This window comes from Bradyrhizobium manausense (assembly GCF_001440035.1).
Classification (GTDB): Bacteria; Pseudomonadota; Alphaproteobacteria; order Rhizobiales; family Xanthobacteraceae; genus Bradyrhizobium; species Bradyrhizobium manausense.
The window spans coordinates 344,782-357,658 of record NZ_LJYG01000104.1; the positions used below are offsets into that span (position 1 = coordinate 344,782).

The 12,877-nt window shown below is 63.7% G+C and carries 19 protein-coding genes; 5 read left to right on the plus strand and 14 right to left on the minus strand.

The features are described 5' to 3' along the window. Positions 1-56: 56 nt before the first annotated feature. The 4 genes from AOQ71_RS28685 to AOQ71_RS28700 all read right to left on the minus strand — a co-directional run bounded on the left by AOQ71_RS28685 (position 57) and on the right by AOQ71_RS28700 (position 1,384). Positions 57-617 (minus strand): type 1 glutamine amidotransferase domain-containing protein, encoded by a 561-nt coding sequence (locus AOQ71_RS28685; protein WP_057753717.1) that lies wholly within the window; start codon positions 615-617, stop codon positions 57-59. Positions 618-704: 87 nt separating this feature from the next. Next, positions 705-905 carry a hypothetical protein gene (locus AOQ71_RS28690; protein ID WP_057753718.1) on the minus strand — a complete coding sequence of 67 codons (201 nt, stop codon included), beginning with the start codon at positions 903-905 and terminating at the stop codon, positions 705-707. 35 nt (positions 906-940) lie between these two features. Next, positions 941-1,150, minus strand: coding sequence for a hypothetical protein (locus AOQ71_RS28695; protein WP_057753721.1), 210 nt, complete (start codon positions 1,148-1,150; stop codon positions 941-943). Between the two features lie 24 nt (positions 1,151-1,174). Beyond that, positions 1,175-1,384, minus strand: coding sequence for a hypothetical protein (locus tag AOQ71_RS28700; RefSeq protein ID WP_057753724.1), 210 nt, complete (start codon positions 1,382-1,384; stop codon positions 1,175-1,177). 114 nt (positions 1,385-1,498) lie between these two features. On the opposite strand from AOQ71_RS28700, the gene AOQ71_RS28705 reads away from it, so the two are divergent. Together AOQ71_RS28705 and AOQ71_RS28710 are read left to right on the plus strand one after the other, a co-directional pair. Further along, positions 1,499-1,729, plus strand: a complete 231-nt coding sequence (locus tag AOQ71_RS28705) for a DUF3072 domain-containing protein (RefSeq protein ID WP_057753894.1) — start codon at positions 1,499-1,501, stop codon at positions 1,727-1,729. A gap of 76 nt (positions 1,730-1,805) precedes the next feature. Next, a complete protein-coding gene (locus AOQ71_RS28710; RefSeq protein WP_057753728.1) occupies positions 1,806-2,087 on the plus strand; it encodes a DUF6496 domain-containing protein in 282 nt (93 codons plus the stop codon). Positions 2,088-2,098: 11 nt separating this feature from the next. Here the strand turns inward: AOQ71_RS28710 and AOQ71_RS28715 are convergent, their stop codons facing one another. Further along, the gene (locus AOQ71_RS28715; RefSeq protein ID WP_057753897.1) at positions 2,099-2,461 is read right to left on the minus strand and encodes a hypothetical protein; all 363 of its coding nucleotides are present in this window, start codon (positions 2,459-2,461) and stop codon (positions 2,099-2,101) included. 274 nt (positions 2,462-2,735) lie between these two features. Then, the gene (locus AOQ71_RS28720; RefSeq protein WP_057753731.1) at positions 2,736-4,283 is read right to left on the minus strand and encodes a Do family serine endopeptidase; all 1,548 of its coding nucleotides are present in this window, start codon (positions 4,281-4,283) and stop codon (positions 2,736-2,738) included. Positions 4,284-4,495: 212 nt separating this feature from the next. On the opposite strand from AOQ71_RS28720, the gene AOQ71_RS28725 reads away from it, so the two are divergent. After that, the gene (locus AOQ71_RS28725) at positions 4,496-5,329 is read left to right on the plus strand and encodes a universal stress protein (protein WP_057753900.1); all 834 of its coding nucleotides are present in this window, start codon (positions 4,496-4,498) and stop codon (positions 5,327-5,329) included. Between the two features lie 131 nt (positions 5,330-5,460). On the opposite strand, the gene AOQ71_RS28730 is transcribed toward AOQ71_RS28725, so the two are convergent. The 7 genes from AOQ71_RS28730 to AOQ71_RS28755 form a co-directional block, all read right to left on the minus strand. Next, on the minus strand, positions 5,461-5,673 hold the full coding sequence (locus AOQ71_RS28730) for a hypothetical protein (RefSeq protein WP_057753734.1): 213 nt from the start codon (positions 5,671-5,673) through the stop codon (positions 5,461-5,463). A 178-nt stretch (positions 5,674-5,851) separates the two neighbouring features. After that, on the minus strand, positions 5,852-5,980 hold the full coding sequence (locus AOQ71_RS49805; RefSeq protein ID WP_283809618.1) for a hypothetical protein: 129 nt from the start codon (positions 5,978-5,980) through the stop codon (positions 5,852-5,854). Between the two features lie 305 nt (positions 5,981-6,285). Next, entirely contained in the window at positions 6,286-6,483 is a 198-nt protein-coding gene (locus AOQ71_RS28735; protein WP_057753737.1) for a hypothetical protein, read from the minus strand. Positions 6,484-6,617: 134 nt separating this feature from the next. Next, on the minus strand, positions 6,618-7,037 hold the full coding sequence (locus tag AOQ71_RS28740) for a hypothetical protein (protein WP_057753740.1): 420 nt from the start codon (positions 7,035-7,037) through the stop codon (positions 6,618-6,620). A 140-nt stretch (positions 7,038-7,177) separates the two neighbouring features. Further along, complete coding sequence (locus AOQ71_RS28745; protein ID WP_057753743.1) at positions 7,178-8,371, minus strand: MFS transporter; 1,194 nt, start codon at positions 8,369-8,371, stop codon at positions 7,178-7,180. Positions 8,372-8,438: 67 nt separating this feature from the next. Next, positions 8,439-9,059: a TetR/AcrR family transcriptional regulator gene (locus AOQ71_RS28750; RefSeq protein ID WP_057753903.1), complete on the minus strand. Its 621-nt coding sequence runs from the start codon at positions 9,057-9,059 to the stop codon at positions 8,439-8,441. Between the two features lie 281 nt (positions 9,060-9,340). Beyond that, positions 9,341-10,300: an N-carbamoyl-D-amino-acid hydrolase gene (locus AOQ71_RS28755; RefSeq protein ID WP_057753745.1), complete on the minus strand. Its 960-nt coding sequence runs from the start codon at positions 10,298-10,300 to the stop codon at positions 9,341-9,343. A 284-nt stretch (positions 10,301-10,584) separates the two neighbouring features. On the opposite strand from AOQ71_RS28755, the gene AOQ71_RS28760 reads away from it, so the two are divergent. Together AOQ71_RS28760 and AOQ71_RS28765 are read left to right on the plus strand one after the other, a co-directional pair. Further along, positions 10,585-10,809 (plus strand): hypothetical protein, encoded by a 225-nt coding sequence (locus AOQ71_RS28760; protein ID WP_057753748.1) that lies wholly within the window; start codon positions 10,585-10,587, stop codon positions 10,807-10,809. A gap of 212 nt (positions 10,810-11,021) precedes the next feature. Beyond that, positions 11,022-11,348 carry a hypothetical protein gene (locus tag AOQ71_RS28765; RefSeq protein ID WP_057753752.1) on the plus strand — a complete coding sequence of 109 codons (327 nt, stop codon included), beginning with the start codon at positions 11,022-11,024 and terminating at the stop codon, positions 11,346-11,348. 31 nt (positions 11,349-11,379) lie between these two features. Here AOQ71_RS28765 and AOQ71_RS28770 read toward each other — a convergent pair whose 3' ends face one another. Beyond that, positions 11,380-12,693, minus strand: a complete 1,314-nt coding sequence (locus tag AOQ71_RS28770) for an MFS transporter (RefSeq protein WP_057753755.1) — start codon at positions 12,691-12,693, stop codon at positions 11,380-11,382. Between the last annotated feature and the right edge of the window lie 184 nt (positions 12,694-12,877).

Genomic DNA, 12,877 nt, shown 5'->3' on the forward strand with positions numbered 1-12,877 from the left:
GCAATAAGAAGCCCCGCGGCGACGCGGGGCTTCTCGTTGCGCGTGAGCAGTTGCGCTCACGCTGCGCTGCGTTGGCTGTGGCGCCCTTCCTTGATCTCTTCGATGATCTTGGCACTGAAGGCTTCGAGATCGCCGGGATTGCGCGAGGTGATCACGCCCTGGTCGACCACCACTTGCGAATCTTCCCACAACGCGCCGGCGTTGATCACGTCGGTCTTGATCGATTTGTAGGACGTCATCTTGCGGCCCTTGGCGATGCCGGTCTCGATCAGCAGCCAAGGCGCATGGCAGACGGCAGCGACGACCTTCTTGGCGTTGAAGATCTCCTTGATGAAGGCCAGCGCCTTGGGCTCCACGCGCAGGAGGTCGGGATTGATCTGCCCGCCGGGCAGAACGATTGCGTCGTAGTCGGTGCTGACGGCCTGATCGAGTGTCTTGTCGACCTTCACCGGCCGGCCCCAGTCCTTCATGTCCCAGCCCTTGATCTCCCCTTCCGCGAGCGAGATCACGTGAACCGTCGCGCCGGCTTTCTTCAGGCGGTCGCGCGGCACCTCCAGTTCCGACTGCTCGAAGCCATTGGTGGCGAGAATCGCAATGGTCTTGCCGCTGAGCTCCATGGAACACTCCTTCTGTTTCGGGATGGTCGCAGTCAAATCAGGCGCGGTTCGATCGTTCCTGAAACAGCATTCACATCGGGACGTCCCTCACCGCCACATCGTTGGCGCGCGGGTCAGCGCGTCCCGCCCAGCCCGCTTCAGATCCTGCAATGAGCAGCGGTCCTGGCGTGCGGTCGCCCGCAATCTGATCGCAACGCGCTCGCGCGTCGTCGTGTCCCACGCGGGCACGTCTGCGCAGACTTCATCGAGCACCGCCTGCAGCAAGGCGGCCATTTCGGCATCGGGCATGGACGAACTCCGGCAGGTCGCGTCGCGCGACCGCCTTAGCTGCGTCGGATGTCAGGGATGTTAAGGGAATGGACTACGGAGCTCGTCTTCACGAGTTGATCGAGCTGGGCCCGCTTGCGCGCGATCAGGAGCTGGGCGGCGGCGTCGTCGAGGCCTTCCCGCTGCAATTGCCGGATGGCGGAGCCCAATTCGAGGATCTCGGCGCGCAGTCTCAGAATCCGGTATGGGTCCGGGTCTTCCTCCACGGCCAGCCTCCCTCCACCAACGCCTCAGCGGCGTACCGGCCTGTCCTCGTTCTTCAGCGGACGCAGATGCACCCGGTCGCGGATGTCGGGCAACACCTCGCCGCCGCCCGCGGCCTTCCATTCGCTGATCAGCAGGTTGATCTTCCGGCGCAGCTGGATCTGCGCCTGGGCCCGTTCGCTGCAATCGCGGTCGCGATTGATGAGATCGCGCACGGACGCTTCGACATCCGCCATCTCCAGCCTCAAGACGCTGATTTTACGTCGAATTTCATTAATTCTGTTGTCCATGACTTGTTAGAACAAAATAAGAACATATAGTCAAGCCACGAATTCAGGATGGAGAGCGAGATGCAGGTTCAGGGTAAATACGACGCCAAGACTTTTCCGAACGCCAAGGCTCTTCCGGACGCCAAGGCTTTTCTGATGGAGCAGATGACCCGGGCGCAGGGGCAGCGGCTGAAGCGGCTGAGTGAAGAGGCCTACCAGCCCGCGCAATACAATCGCGATCTCTCCTTTGCCGAAGCCGCACGCCGCATCCAGATCCTGGAGGCAGAGATCGAGCTCGCGAATTCTTTCTGAAGAGGTCTGTCGCCGGGCGCTTTTGGAACATTGGGTCAGCACTCCTGTTTTCTTGCAGAGCCATGGGAGAGAGCTGATGGCACGCAAGGCAAAGAAGCGCCGCTATTCACGTAGCTCCGGCAGCGATGTCGAGAGCGAGATGCGGCGCTACAAGAAGGGCACCGCCAAGAGCGGACGCGGCGGTCGCGGCGGACGGGTAAAGAGCCGCAAGCAGGCGATTGCGATCGGCCTGTCGAAAGCGCGCAAGAAAGGCAAGAAGGTGCCGAAGAAGGCGTCGAAGCGAAAGACGTCCAGGAAAAAGACGAGCAAGAAAAAGACGAGCAAGAAGAGCTCGAAGCGCAAATCCTCCAGGCGGTGAGCTGGCCGCCGTCAGATCATGCTGCCGGGCATGAAGCAGCGGATCGAAACGCCGAACACCGTCTTGACCGGCCAGACCATGGTGCGGCCGGCCCGATTTGGCTCGGTGATCACGGCTTCGTCGGGGACCTCGACCCATACTCCATCGAGCCTCACCCTGTAGTGACCATTATGCGAGTCCCAATCGGGATCGGCCACCGCAACGCCGTCGGCATCCGAGCAGCACGGACCAAGATGGCTGCGCAAGCTGTCGAACCAGGGTTTGAGCGGCGAGTCCGTGAAGCGACCGTCATCACGACCCAAGGCGCTTCCGGTCGACAGCAGGAAGGGCGCGACGAGCAGCCCGAGCTTCAGCGAGAGCTTCAATCGATCCATGTCGGCACCGATCAATACGGACATCGGCCGGTTCCACAAATCAGCCGGACGTCCGAAGTTCCACTCCTGCAACTTGCCTCTGCGGCTTCATTGCCGCCGAAGCGCAACAGTATTGGCGAAGTTTGACCAGCGAACGCGGCTTTTTCGGACGAACCCGTCATCATTGCTGCCGTTAACGAGAATGTTATCGGCAGCCTGTGGGTATCTCGAGAGGCGCGCACGAAAAAGGCGGCCCGAAGGGCCGCCTTTTGAATTTGCCGTCAGGCTCGCGAGATCAGGCGAGCGGCACCGCGACGAACCGGGTCGCCTCCGCACTCTTCACCTGCAACAGCACGCTGTTCTTGCCTGATGATTTGGCCTGCGCCAGCTCGGAGCGGACCTCCGCGACGTTGGAAACAGCCTTGCCGCCGACATTGAGGATGACGTCGCCGGTCTGGATGCCACGCTGCGCGGCCGGTCCCTGCGGATCGACTTCGGTGACCACGACGCCCTTCTGCCCGGCCCCCTGGACTTCGCCTGATGGCGCCAAGCTGAGGCCGAGACGCGGCGTGCCGGCGGTCTGCTGGGTCTTGCCGTCATCGGACTGATTGCCTGCCTTGGCCTGCCGCTCGTTCGGCAGCTCGCCGAGGGCGAGCGTCACCGTCTTGCTGTCGCCCTTGTGGACGACGTCGAGCTTCACGGACGTACCCGGCGCCAGGGTGGCGATGGTGCGGGCGAGATCGCGGGAATCCTTGATCGCGGTGCCATTGACCGCGGTGATGACGTCGCCCGCCTCGATGCCGGCCTTTGCCGCCGGGCTGCCATCCTGCGGATTGTCGACGATCGCGCCGCGGGCCGCCTTCAGGCCAAGGCTGTCGGCGATCTCCGCGGTCACCGGCTGCACCTGGACGCCGAGCCAGCCGCGGGTGACGGCGCCCTTGTCCTTGAGCTGCGCGACGACGAGCTTTGCGGTCGAGGCCGGAATGTCGAAGCCGATGCCGACCGATCCGCCCGAGGGCGAGTAGATCGCAGTATTCACGCCAATGACGTTGCCGTTCATGTCGAAGGCCGGCCCGCCGGAATTGCCCTTGTTGATCGGCGCATCGATCTGGATGAAGTCGTCATAGGGGCCGTTGCCGATGTCGCGACCGCTGGCCGAGACGATGCCGGCCGTCACGGTGCCGCCGAGGCCGAACGGATTGCCGACCGCGACCACCCAGTCGCCGATCCGCGGCTTCTGGTCGGAGAATTTCACGAACGGAAAGTCCTTGTTGCCGTCGACCTTGATCAGCGCGAGATCGGTCTTCGGATCGGTGCCGACCACCTTCGCGGTGTAGATCGTGCCGTCGTCCATCGTCACCTGAACGGATTGGGCGTGGTCGACGACATGGTTGTTGGTCACGGCATAGCCGTCGGCCGAGATGAAGAAGCCGGAGCCCTCGCCGGTGACCATCTGGTGCCGCTGGTGCGGCATGCCGTTCATGCCGCCGGGGCCGCGGAAGCCGAACTGCCGCGAGAACTGGTCGAACGGGGACTCTTCGTCCTGATCCATCCGGTTCTGTTGCAGCATCGCGCTCTTGTCGTTGTCCTGGTCGATTTTCACCCGCACCGAGATGACGGCCGGCTTGACCTTGCTGACGAGGTCGCCGAAGCCCTGCGGCGTTGCGGCGCTTTCAGCGGCCTGCGCAGGCGAAATCAGGGAGGACACGCCGAACGGCGTTGAAACGGGAGAAGCCGCCAGCACGGCCACGCCCAGCGCGGCCACGGTGCCAAGCAGCGCGAGCCGGCGCGGCCTCAAAATTGTAGAGGTCCTGGTGGTGTCGGAATTGACGCGATCGATCATGTCGAAATGTCCATGTTGGGTAAGTCGCCTTGCACCCAACATGGACATCGTCACCTTACGGCGTCCCGTCCACGCGATTAATTCTTGGCAAAGAAAGTGCGGCGGGCGGCCGCAGGGCACCATCCTCGCCGAAGATTTGATGCAGCTCAACGCGAGCCCTGCTGGCGGTGAAACACTTCTTCCATCGGATGATGTCCATCGGAGACGCCGCCATGTACAAAGACATTCTCGTCCACATCCCGACCGAACGACCGATGCGCGCCGTGATTGATGGCTCGATCTCGCTCGCAGCCAGCCTCAATGCCCATGTCGATGCGGTCGCGGTCGGCTATGTCGCAAGCACCACGGCCTACGTGATGGAGGGCGGTGCTGCCGTGGCGGCCGTGTTCGAGATGGAACGCGAACGGGCGGTCGAGCGGGCCGAAGCCGCGCTTGCCGTCTTCAGGAGCGAAGCGGGCAACGCCGATATCTCCTGCACCTGCCACCCGCTCGGCGCGATTCCGGTGGATGCAGCCGGTTCACTCGGCGAGATGGCGCGGCTGCACGACCTTAGCATCGTGCTTCAACCGGATCCCGAGCAGGTGACGTTCGACAACGAGGTCCCGCGCGAGATTCTGTTCCAGGCCGGTGGTCCGGTGCTGTTCCTTCCATACACCTTTCGCGGGGCCTTCAAGGCGAAGCGGATCGGCATCTGCTGGGACGGCAGCCGCGTCGCGGCGCGTGCGCTCCGCGATGCAGCTACATTCCTCGCGCGCGCCGAGGAGATCGCGATCATTGCGATCAACGAGGGCGACAGCGCCCCCGACGCCTCGGCGAACAATCTGGCCAAGCACCTCGGACGGCGCGGCCTCTCGCCCCGCACGATCAGCCTGTCGGCCACACGCGCCGATATCCAGCCGACCATCCTGTCGCTGGCGGCCGACGAAAACCTCGATCTGCTGGTGATGGGTGGCTACGGCCATTCCCGCTTGCAGGAGCGCTTTCTCGGCGGCGTCACGCGCGCCATGCTGGAAGCCATGACCGTCCCTACGCTGATGTCGCATTAGAGCATGATGACGTTGGGTTCGATCGACGCCCGGCATCACCTCTCCCCAACGGGAGAGGTGATCAGAGCGCGTGGATTATGTCGATTCAATCAAAACGCATTCCGCTTTAGCGAAGATGCAAACGGCTGGCATCACGCCGCAGCCGACGTCTCCCATGCCGCGGCGGCGATCGCGTCGTCTTCGCGCTGCGCATTGCACGCCTCGAAATGCGCTTTCAGCGCGATCTCGGCGAGATGTTCGAAATGTTCGGCCTGACCGAGCAGCTGCCAGTTCTGCAGCGGCCGATAGGCAGCCTGCTGGCGACAGAGGGACGCCAGCGCGCGGTAGCGACGTACGTTCTCCATGATAACCCTCCCTCGCATTTACACCGGGCTTATTGCCCTGATTTGCGTCAGGTCGATGGCGATTGTGCAAAACATTTTCTGCGTGCGCCAGCCCGATTAACCTCTGGGGGCCCGAAAGAAATGTGCAGACGCACATTGGTTCCTGCCAGCGAAACCGAGCGCGGCATTCGTCATACTTTTAAGCGTAACGCCGGCGTTCGAGATTGACGCCGATCAAATCGAAATAGCGTTGGATTGGTTCCGGCCGCCCGATGAGATGGCCCTGCATTTCCTCGCAGGCCTCGCCTTCCAGGAAGGCGCGCTGCACCTCCGTCTCCACCCCTTCGGCGACGACCGGAATGTGCAGAGGGCCCGAACGATCTGCCCGAAGTACCCGATTTCGGGCGAGCGATGGTGCCGCCTTCAGCCCATCAGCTTCATGGCGATCGTCGCCGCCAGAATGACGATGATCTGGAGCAGACGCTCTGTGGTGAAGATGCGGTTGAAGGTGGTCATCGCGCGCCCGGTCGTCGTGATGGAATTGGTCGGCGAATGGCTAGCATGCCGGGCCGACGCCGTAACTCCGTATGGCCCACGTATCCTGCCGGCATGCATGCCGGCGATGGTTAACGATCAGGCGGCGCGCGGCGTGGCGAAATCGGTCCGCGCGGCGAAATAGGCTTCCAGCTCCGACAGCGCGCGGGCTTCCCACTCGCTGGCCTGCTCCAACAGCGACCAGCGCTGGCTCGGACGAAACGCCGCGGTCTGGCGATACAGCGATGCGATGCCGCGATAGCGGCGCACGTTCTCGAAAATGGCGTGCCCGTTCATGACGAAAACTCCCTCGTGTTCCCGCGGGAGAAATTGCGGCCAAATCTTTTTCGAAAAGTTAGCGGCGCGATCCGGCTGCATGGATGGTTGCCGGACTGTTGCGCGCGCGCAACGGCCTGATCGCGCATCACCCTCTATTGAGAATTCGTTGCCGCGCTCTCGCCCGGCGACTTCAACCCGCCACGGCTGACGATCGCCATGGCCTTGCGGCAGAGATCGGCAAGGCCGATCAGGAGTACGGCAAGCAGGAAGAACAGGTTGATGGAATCGGCGTCGGCAGCGGTGAGCGGCGAGATCTTGAAGACCGGCGGCATGAATGCCCACCAGACCAGTGGAACGGTGAGTAGAGCTGCGAAGATGGCCGCCGGCGCACCGGCAACGAGACCGAGCACGAACAGGCTGGGCAGGAACGTTGCGAAATAGAGTTCCGCGCCGAGCGCGGCGCAGATAGCTTGAAGCGCAGCCGACACCGCGACCGCAATAAGTCCGAGCAGAAACGCCTGCCACGACCATGGCCGTACTCGCGGTACGCCAACCAGTCCCGCACGCCTCATAGGGCCTCCCCGCCGCCCTTAACCAGGCCGCTTGCGACCAAAGTACTACAGCTGCAGGGAATCTGCGAGGCGCAAATTGGGCGCCCAGGCCCGACCATCCGAGGCTGGTAAACGGCTGGCTGTGTCACACAATCGTACCGCTACTCGGTCGTGGCATAGATCAGGCTCGCGGCCGGCAGTGCAAGGCCAATGGCCGAGGCCAGCGTCCAGCCGCCTTGCGCGAAGGCCCAGGCGCCGACCGCGGATCCGGCCGCACCGGCGGCGAAGAACGTCGCCATATAGAGGCCGTTGAGGCGACTGCGGTGCTCGTGTCCGAGCACGAAGATGGCGCGGAAGCCGAGCACGACATTGCCCTGCACGCCGAAATCGATCGCGATCGCTGCGACAACCAAACAGGCGAGGTTGAGCATCGATCCGGCCGCGCCGACATGCGTGACGAGGAAGCCGAGGGCGACGAACAGCATCGCCGCAAGCGTGGCGATACGGCTGTGGCCGTGATCGGCGAGCCTACCTGCGATCGGCGCCGCGAACACGCCTGACACGCCGGCGAGCGCAAACAGCGCGATGCCGCTCTGGGTGAAGCCGAATTGGCCGGCAAGCTGCAGCGGCACGACCGTCCAGAACAGGGCGAAGGCGCCGAACAGGCCCGCCTGGTAGAGCGCGCGGCGCCGCAGCAGCGGCATCGTCCGCACCAGATGCGGCATCGACAGCAGCAACGCTCCGTAATGCATCCGCGCCACCGGCCTGCGCTGCGGCAGGGTGAGGCGAAGCACGACGATGAGCGCGATCATCAATGCCGCCGAGCAGAAGAACACCGCATGCCAGGACAGCGCCGCGGTGACGAAGCTCGAGGCCGGCCGCGCCAGCATGATGCCGAGCATCAATCCGGTGGAGACATTGCCGACGACCCTGCCGCGAATGGCTTCCGGCGCCAGATGAGCGGCATAGGGAACGATGATCTGGACCGCGACCGAGCCGAGGCCGATGAACAGCGCCGCGATCAGGAACGGCAGCGCGTGGGTGGCAAAGCCGGCCGCCACCAGCGCCGCCGCACCGAGCGCGATGACGGTGCAGATCAAGGTGCGGTTCTCGACGAGATCACCGAGCGGCACGATAAACAGCAACCCCGTGCCATAGCCGATCTGCGTCATGGTCACGATCAGGCCGGCGGCCGCATGCGACAGCCCGAGCGCGGCGCTGATCGGGGCGATCAGCGGCTGGGCAAAATAGATATTGGCGGCGACCATACCACAGGCCGCGGCAAGCACGAAGGTCAGTCGTCGCGACACCGCATCCGGCTCGGGCGCGGTCTCGATCGTGGCATTCATCGTCATTCCAAACTCTCCAGACTTCCATAGAGGATTCCATATCGGAAACGTTCATTCCTAATGCGGCAATATCTCAGGCAAGCAGCTTCAGCGCGACGCCGACCAGGCGCTCGCCGTCGAGCGGCAGGCGCGCCTTGCCGACCACGCGCAGCCCCTGCATCATGCAGACCATCAGCCGCGCGGTATCGTCGGCGTCGACATGATCAGGGATCGAGCCGTCGGCCTGGCCCTCGCGAATGAGGCCGGCGATGAAGCTTTCGTTGGTCTTGAGCTGCGCCGTGACGCGCGCACGCATCGCCGGATCGACCGCCGACAGCTCGACCGCGCTGCCGACCACGATGCAGCCGCGTCGCCCCTCTGCGCCTTGCGAGTGCTCGACATAGGAGTGCAGCACGTTGCGCACCCGCTCGCGGCCATTGGCGCCGCGCGCGGCCGCGCTGCGGGTCTGCTCGCTCCGCACCGCGACGTAGCGCTCGAAGGCGGCAAGGAAGACGGCATGCTTGTCGCGAAACGCCTTGTAGACGCTCCCGGTCGCCAGCCGCATGGCCGCCGTCAGCTCTCCAATCGAGGTCGCATGATAACCGCGCTCGCAAAACACCCTGATGGCGCCGTCCAGCGCGGTGTCCATGTCGAACTCCCGGGGCCGACCGGGGGGATGGGCTGACGGCTCGGATTTTCGGGCGACCTTTTGCATTGCGGGATAATAGGGAATGATCGTTTCCAAATAAAGACAATTGGTTGTGATCGGGGTGGGGCAATGAAGGCGTCGGTTGACCCGTCATCCTGAGGTGCGAGGCATGGGACGCAAGGCGTCCCATGGGGAGCCTCGAAGGATGCACGGCCCGGATGGAGCTGGGCAGTCGCCCTTCGAGGGCCGCTGAAGAAGCGGCCACCTCAGGGTGGCGGTCGCAGAGTCATGTGCGCTGCTTCATTGCGAGCGCAGCTAAGCGCCCGGAATGACGAAGGCGAGAGCGATCACCCCTTCGGCCTCACCGGCGTCCCGTCAGCCATGGTCGTCACGCCCTTCCGTTCCACGATCATCCCGTATGCCCGCGGCTGGCGGTGAACATCGAAATTGAAGGTGGTGCGCTTGTAGGAGTTGCAGAGATCGAGATCGCAGCGGGCGAGCGCGAGCTCGTCGCCCTTGGTGGTGCATCGCGCGATGATCTCGCCTGATGGCGCGATGATGCAGCTGCCGCCGATATGATCGACGCCCTCCTCCACGCCGGCCTTGGCGACGCCGACCACGAAGGTGCCGTTCTGGTAGGCGCCCGATTGCATCACCAGATGATTGTGGAACAGCGAGAGATCGTCGTGCTCCGGCGCCGGCGGATTGTGCACCGGCGTGTTGTAGCCGATCATCACCATCTCGACGCCCTGCAGGCCCATCACCCGGTAGGTCTCGCTCCAGCGGCGATCGTTGCAGATCGCCATTCCCATCATACCGCCGAAGGCGGTGGTGACGCCGAAGCCGGAGCCGGGCTCGAAATAGCGCTTCTCCAGATGCTGAAACTTGCGCCAGGGCTCATGCTCGGCATGACCGGGCAGATGCACCTTGCGGTACTTCGCAAGCGTCGCGCCGCTTTTGTCGACGAGGATCGACGTGTTGTAGCGATGGACGCGACCAGCCTCGACCGCGAGCTCCGCATAGCCGAGACAAAAGCCGATGCCGCTCTCGCGCGCGAGATCGAACAGCGCTTGCGTCTCCGGCCCCGGCATCTCGCGTTCAAAGAAGCTGTCGATCTCGGACTGATCCTCAAAATACCAGCGCGGAAAGAACGTGGTCAGCGCGAGCTCGGGATAGACGATCAGATCGCAGCCATTGGCCTTGGCCTGGCGCATCAACGCCATCAGCCGCGCCACGACCTCGGTCCGAGTCTCGCGTCTCGCGATCGGACCAAGCTGGCCGGCTGCAACGGTCAAAAATCTCGCCACGCGTTTGCCCTCATTCGCTCACCGGTTTTCCCGAGCCCCGCCGCAAATATCCGGTCGCGCATTTCCAGCCGGGCATGTCCGGCCGGGCGCATCCAGCCGGGCGCATGCACATTCCGCGCCTGTTCGATCTCACGCCGCGAGGAATTTCGGCGCAATCAGGCATTCCAGCAACTTTCGTTGCCTATCTGCAACGGTTCCCAACGATCTAAGACCGGACAAAAGAAACGCCCATTGCGGCCACGAACCCTGCTCACAACGGCGTGAGACAAGTCAGGGGAACGACGATGCGTGCACAACGCGTTTGGAACGTGAATGGAGCCGCCAGCATCGGGCAGCTTCAATCCAAATTGGACGATCTGAACAAGCGGCTCAACCAGCTCGAGAGCCAGCATCCCGAAAGCTGGAAGCTGGAAGAGCTGAAAGCGAGCGCGCTCAGCCTGTCCAGGGAAATCGACGACATCCGCTGCGCCGAGGCGACGGCGGCATTGCGGGAATTGCTGCGAAAGTAACCGCGCCGGCGCGCAGGACGAATTCGGCACAGCCTGCGGAACCAACGCTCCGCCCCGCCATTGGCATGGTGAAGCATGGAGCAAGATCATGTCCAGGCATCTGACGCGAGCTCATTTCGCGCGAGGCGTGGCCGGCGCGGTTTCCACGCTGGTGCTGTGCGCGACGGCGGCCTTCACTATCGCGCGCCACTTCGCACTGTGAGGATTTTTGCATGATATCCGAACCGGAGGAGTCGGTGAGGCTGCAAGGTTTTGGCGAGATGACGCTGCGCACGGCGGTCGCAACCGTGATGCTGCTCGCGCCGCGCGAGCGCGCGGAGGCCGCGATCTTCCGCGTGCGTGACGGCGTGCGTCTGGCCTCAAGCGAGATCGCCGAACTCGCGTCACAGTGGGGCATCGCGCCGACGGCCCGGATCAGGTCGCCAGGGCTCGTCCCCGAGCAGCACTGGTCCGACATCGTCCGCGGCATGGTGCGCGAGGCCCCGCTGCCATCACTGATGGTGGCATTTCTGCTGGGCATGCTGGTGGCGCGGCGGTGAGACCGTCCCACCGCCGGTATAGTGCCCCGGCCTATTCGTGACGGTCCATCGCCGACTCCGTCCTGGTGTCCCGCATGGTCAGGTAGACCAGCAGCGACACCGCGATGCAGCCGGTCAGGTACCAGTAGAACCAGCTTTCGTGACCGATGGACTTGAACCACAGCGCAATGGATTCGGCGGTGCCGCCGAAGATCGAGACGGTGAGCGCATAGGGCACCCCAACCCCCGTCGCGCGGACGCTGGTCGGAAACAGCTCGGCCTTCACCACCGCGTTGATCGCGGTATAGCCCGACACGATCATCCAGGCGGCGGCGATCAGCAGGAAGGCCGAAAACCCATCGTGAACCGCCTGCAGCGTCGTCAACAGGGGAATCGTGAACAGCGTGCCTGATACGCCGAAGCCGATCAGCAGCCATTTGCGACCGATGCGGTCGGAGATCGCACCATAGACCGGTTGCAACACCATCGCGAAGACGAGGCTGCCCGCCGTCACCATGGTGGTCTGGTCGTCGGTCAGCTTCACCGAGAGGCGGAGAAACTTCTGCATATAGGTGGTGTAGGTGTAGAATGCCGCCGTGCCGCCCATGGTCAGCCCCACCACCAGCATCAGCTCGCGCGGATAGTTCAGCAGCGCGCGGATCGAGCCGGATTTCTTCACGGTGACCCGGCTGGTCTTGAAGGCATCGGTCTCGTGAAGGTTGCTCCGCATCAAGGCGGCGACGACCGCCAGCACGGCGCCGAATGCAAACGGCACACGCCAGCCCCAGGCGCGGATCTCGTCGGTCGAGAGAAAGACCTTCTGCAGCAGAAGCAGCACGAGGATGGCGCAGAGCTGACCGCCGATCAGGGTCACGTATTGAAAGCTGGAGTAGAAGCCGCGGTTCTTCTCGTCGGCGACCTCGCTGAGATAGGTGGCGCTGGTACCGTATTCACCGCCCAGACTCAGCCCCTGCAGGATCCGTGCAAGGCCGAGGACGACGGGAGCGGCAAGACCAATCGAAGCGTAGGTCGGCGTCACCGCGATGACCAGCGAGCCGAAGCACATCATCACGACCGACAGCGTCAGTGCATTGCGCCGGCCATGGCGGTCGGCGAGATGGCCGAACAGCCAGCCGCCGAGCGGGCGCACCAGAAAGCCCGCCGCGAACAGCAGCGCCGCATTGAGCTGCTGCACCACCTCGTCGCCATCGGGGAAGAACGCCTTGGCGAAATAGAGCGAGAACGCCGCATAGGCATAGAAATCGTACCACTCGACGAGATTGCCGACCGAGCCGATGAAGATCGCGCGCAGCCGGCGCTTCATGTCGGCGGCCTTCGCGCGCGTCTCCGTGACGGGCGCAGCCATGGTCTGGATCGAGGCTTCCTGTGAACTCACGACATTCCTCCGCAGATTTATTGGAAAACCGGATGGCTTCGTCGCTGCTTCAGCAACGGCCATGCCAATCGTGAGTGACATGCGGAAATGCGGAAAACTGCGGGAATTGCCTGCATTTCCCGGGGAGGACGACCTCGCGGGGCGCGGGCATCGG

What these genes read in the sequence shown, in the direction of transcription:
- AOQ71_RS28685 (WP_057753717.1), bottom strand. Translation starts at nt 617, where the DNA reads ATGGAGCTCAGCGGCAAGACCATTGCGATTCTCGCCACCAATGGCTTC.
- AOQ71_RS28690 (WP_057753718.1), bottom strand. Translation starts at nt 905, where the DNA reads ATGCCCGATGCCGAAATGGCCGCCTTGCTGCAGGCGGTGCTCGATGAA.
- AOQ71_RS28700 (WP_057753724.1), bottom strand. Translation starts at nt 1,384, where the DNA reads ATGGCGGATGTCGAAGCGTCCGTGCGCGATCTCATCAATCGCGACCGC.
- AOQ71_RS28705 (WP_057753894.1), top strand. Translation starts at nt 1,499, where the DNA reads ATGCAGGTTCAGGGTAAATACGACGCCAAGACTTTTCCGAACGCCAAG.
- AOQ71_RS28710 (WP_057753728.1), top strand. Translation starts at nt 1,806, where the DNA reads ATGGCACGCAAGGCAAAGAAGCGCCGCTATTCACGTAGCTCCGGCAGC.
- AOQ71_RS28715 (WP_057753897.1), bottom strand. Translation starts at nt 2,461, where the DNA reads ATGGATCGATTGAAGCTCTCGCTGAAGCTCGGGCTGCTCGTCGCGCCC.
- AOQ71_RS28720 (WP_057753731.1), bottom strand. Translation starts at nt 4,283, where the DNA reads ATGATCGATCGCGTCAATTCCGACACCACCAGGACCTCTACAATTTTG.
- AOQ71_RS28725 (WP_057753900.1), top strand. Translation starts at nt 4,496, where the DNA reads ATGTACAAAGACATTCTCGTCCACATCCCGACCGAACGACCGATGCGC.
- AOQ71_RS28730 (WP_057753734.1), bottom strand. Translation starts at nt 5,673, where the DNA reads ATGGAGAACGTACGTCGCTACCGCGCGCTGGCGTCCCTCTGTCGCCAG.
- AOQ71_RS28735 (WP_057753737.1), bottom strand. Translation starts at nt 6,483, where the DNA reads ATGAACGGGCACGCCATTTTCGAGAACGTGCGCCGCTATCGCGGCATC.
- AOQ71_RS28740 (WP_057753740.1), bottom strand. Translation starts at nt 7,037, where the DNA reads ATGAGGCGTGCGGGACTGGTTGGCGTACCGCGAGTACGGCCATGGTCG.
- AOQ71_RS28745 (WP_057753743.1), bottom strand. Translation starts at nt 8,371, where the DNA reads ATGACGATGAATGCCACGATCGAGACCGCGCCCGAGCCGGATGCGGTG.
- AOQ71_RS28750 (WP_057753903.1), bottom strand. Translation starts at nt 9,059, where the DNA reads ATGCAAAAGGTCGCCCGAAAATCCGAGCCGTCAGCCCATCCCCCCGGT.
- AOQ71_RS28760 (WP_057753748.1), top strand. Translation starts at nt 10,585, where the DNA reads ATGCGTGCACAACGCGTTTGGAACGTGAATGGAGCCGCCAGCATCGGG.
- AOQ71_RS28765 (WP_057753752.1), top strand. Translation starts at nt 11,022, where the DNA reads ATGATATCCGAACCGGAGGAGTCGGTGAGGCTGCAAGGTTTTGGCGAG.
- AOQ71_RS28770 (WP_057753755.1), bottom strand. Translation starts at nt 12,693, where the DNA reads ATGGCTGCGCCCGTCACGGAGACGCGCGCGAAGGCCGCCGACATGAAG.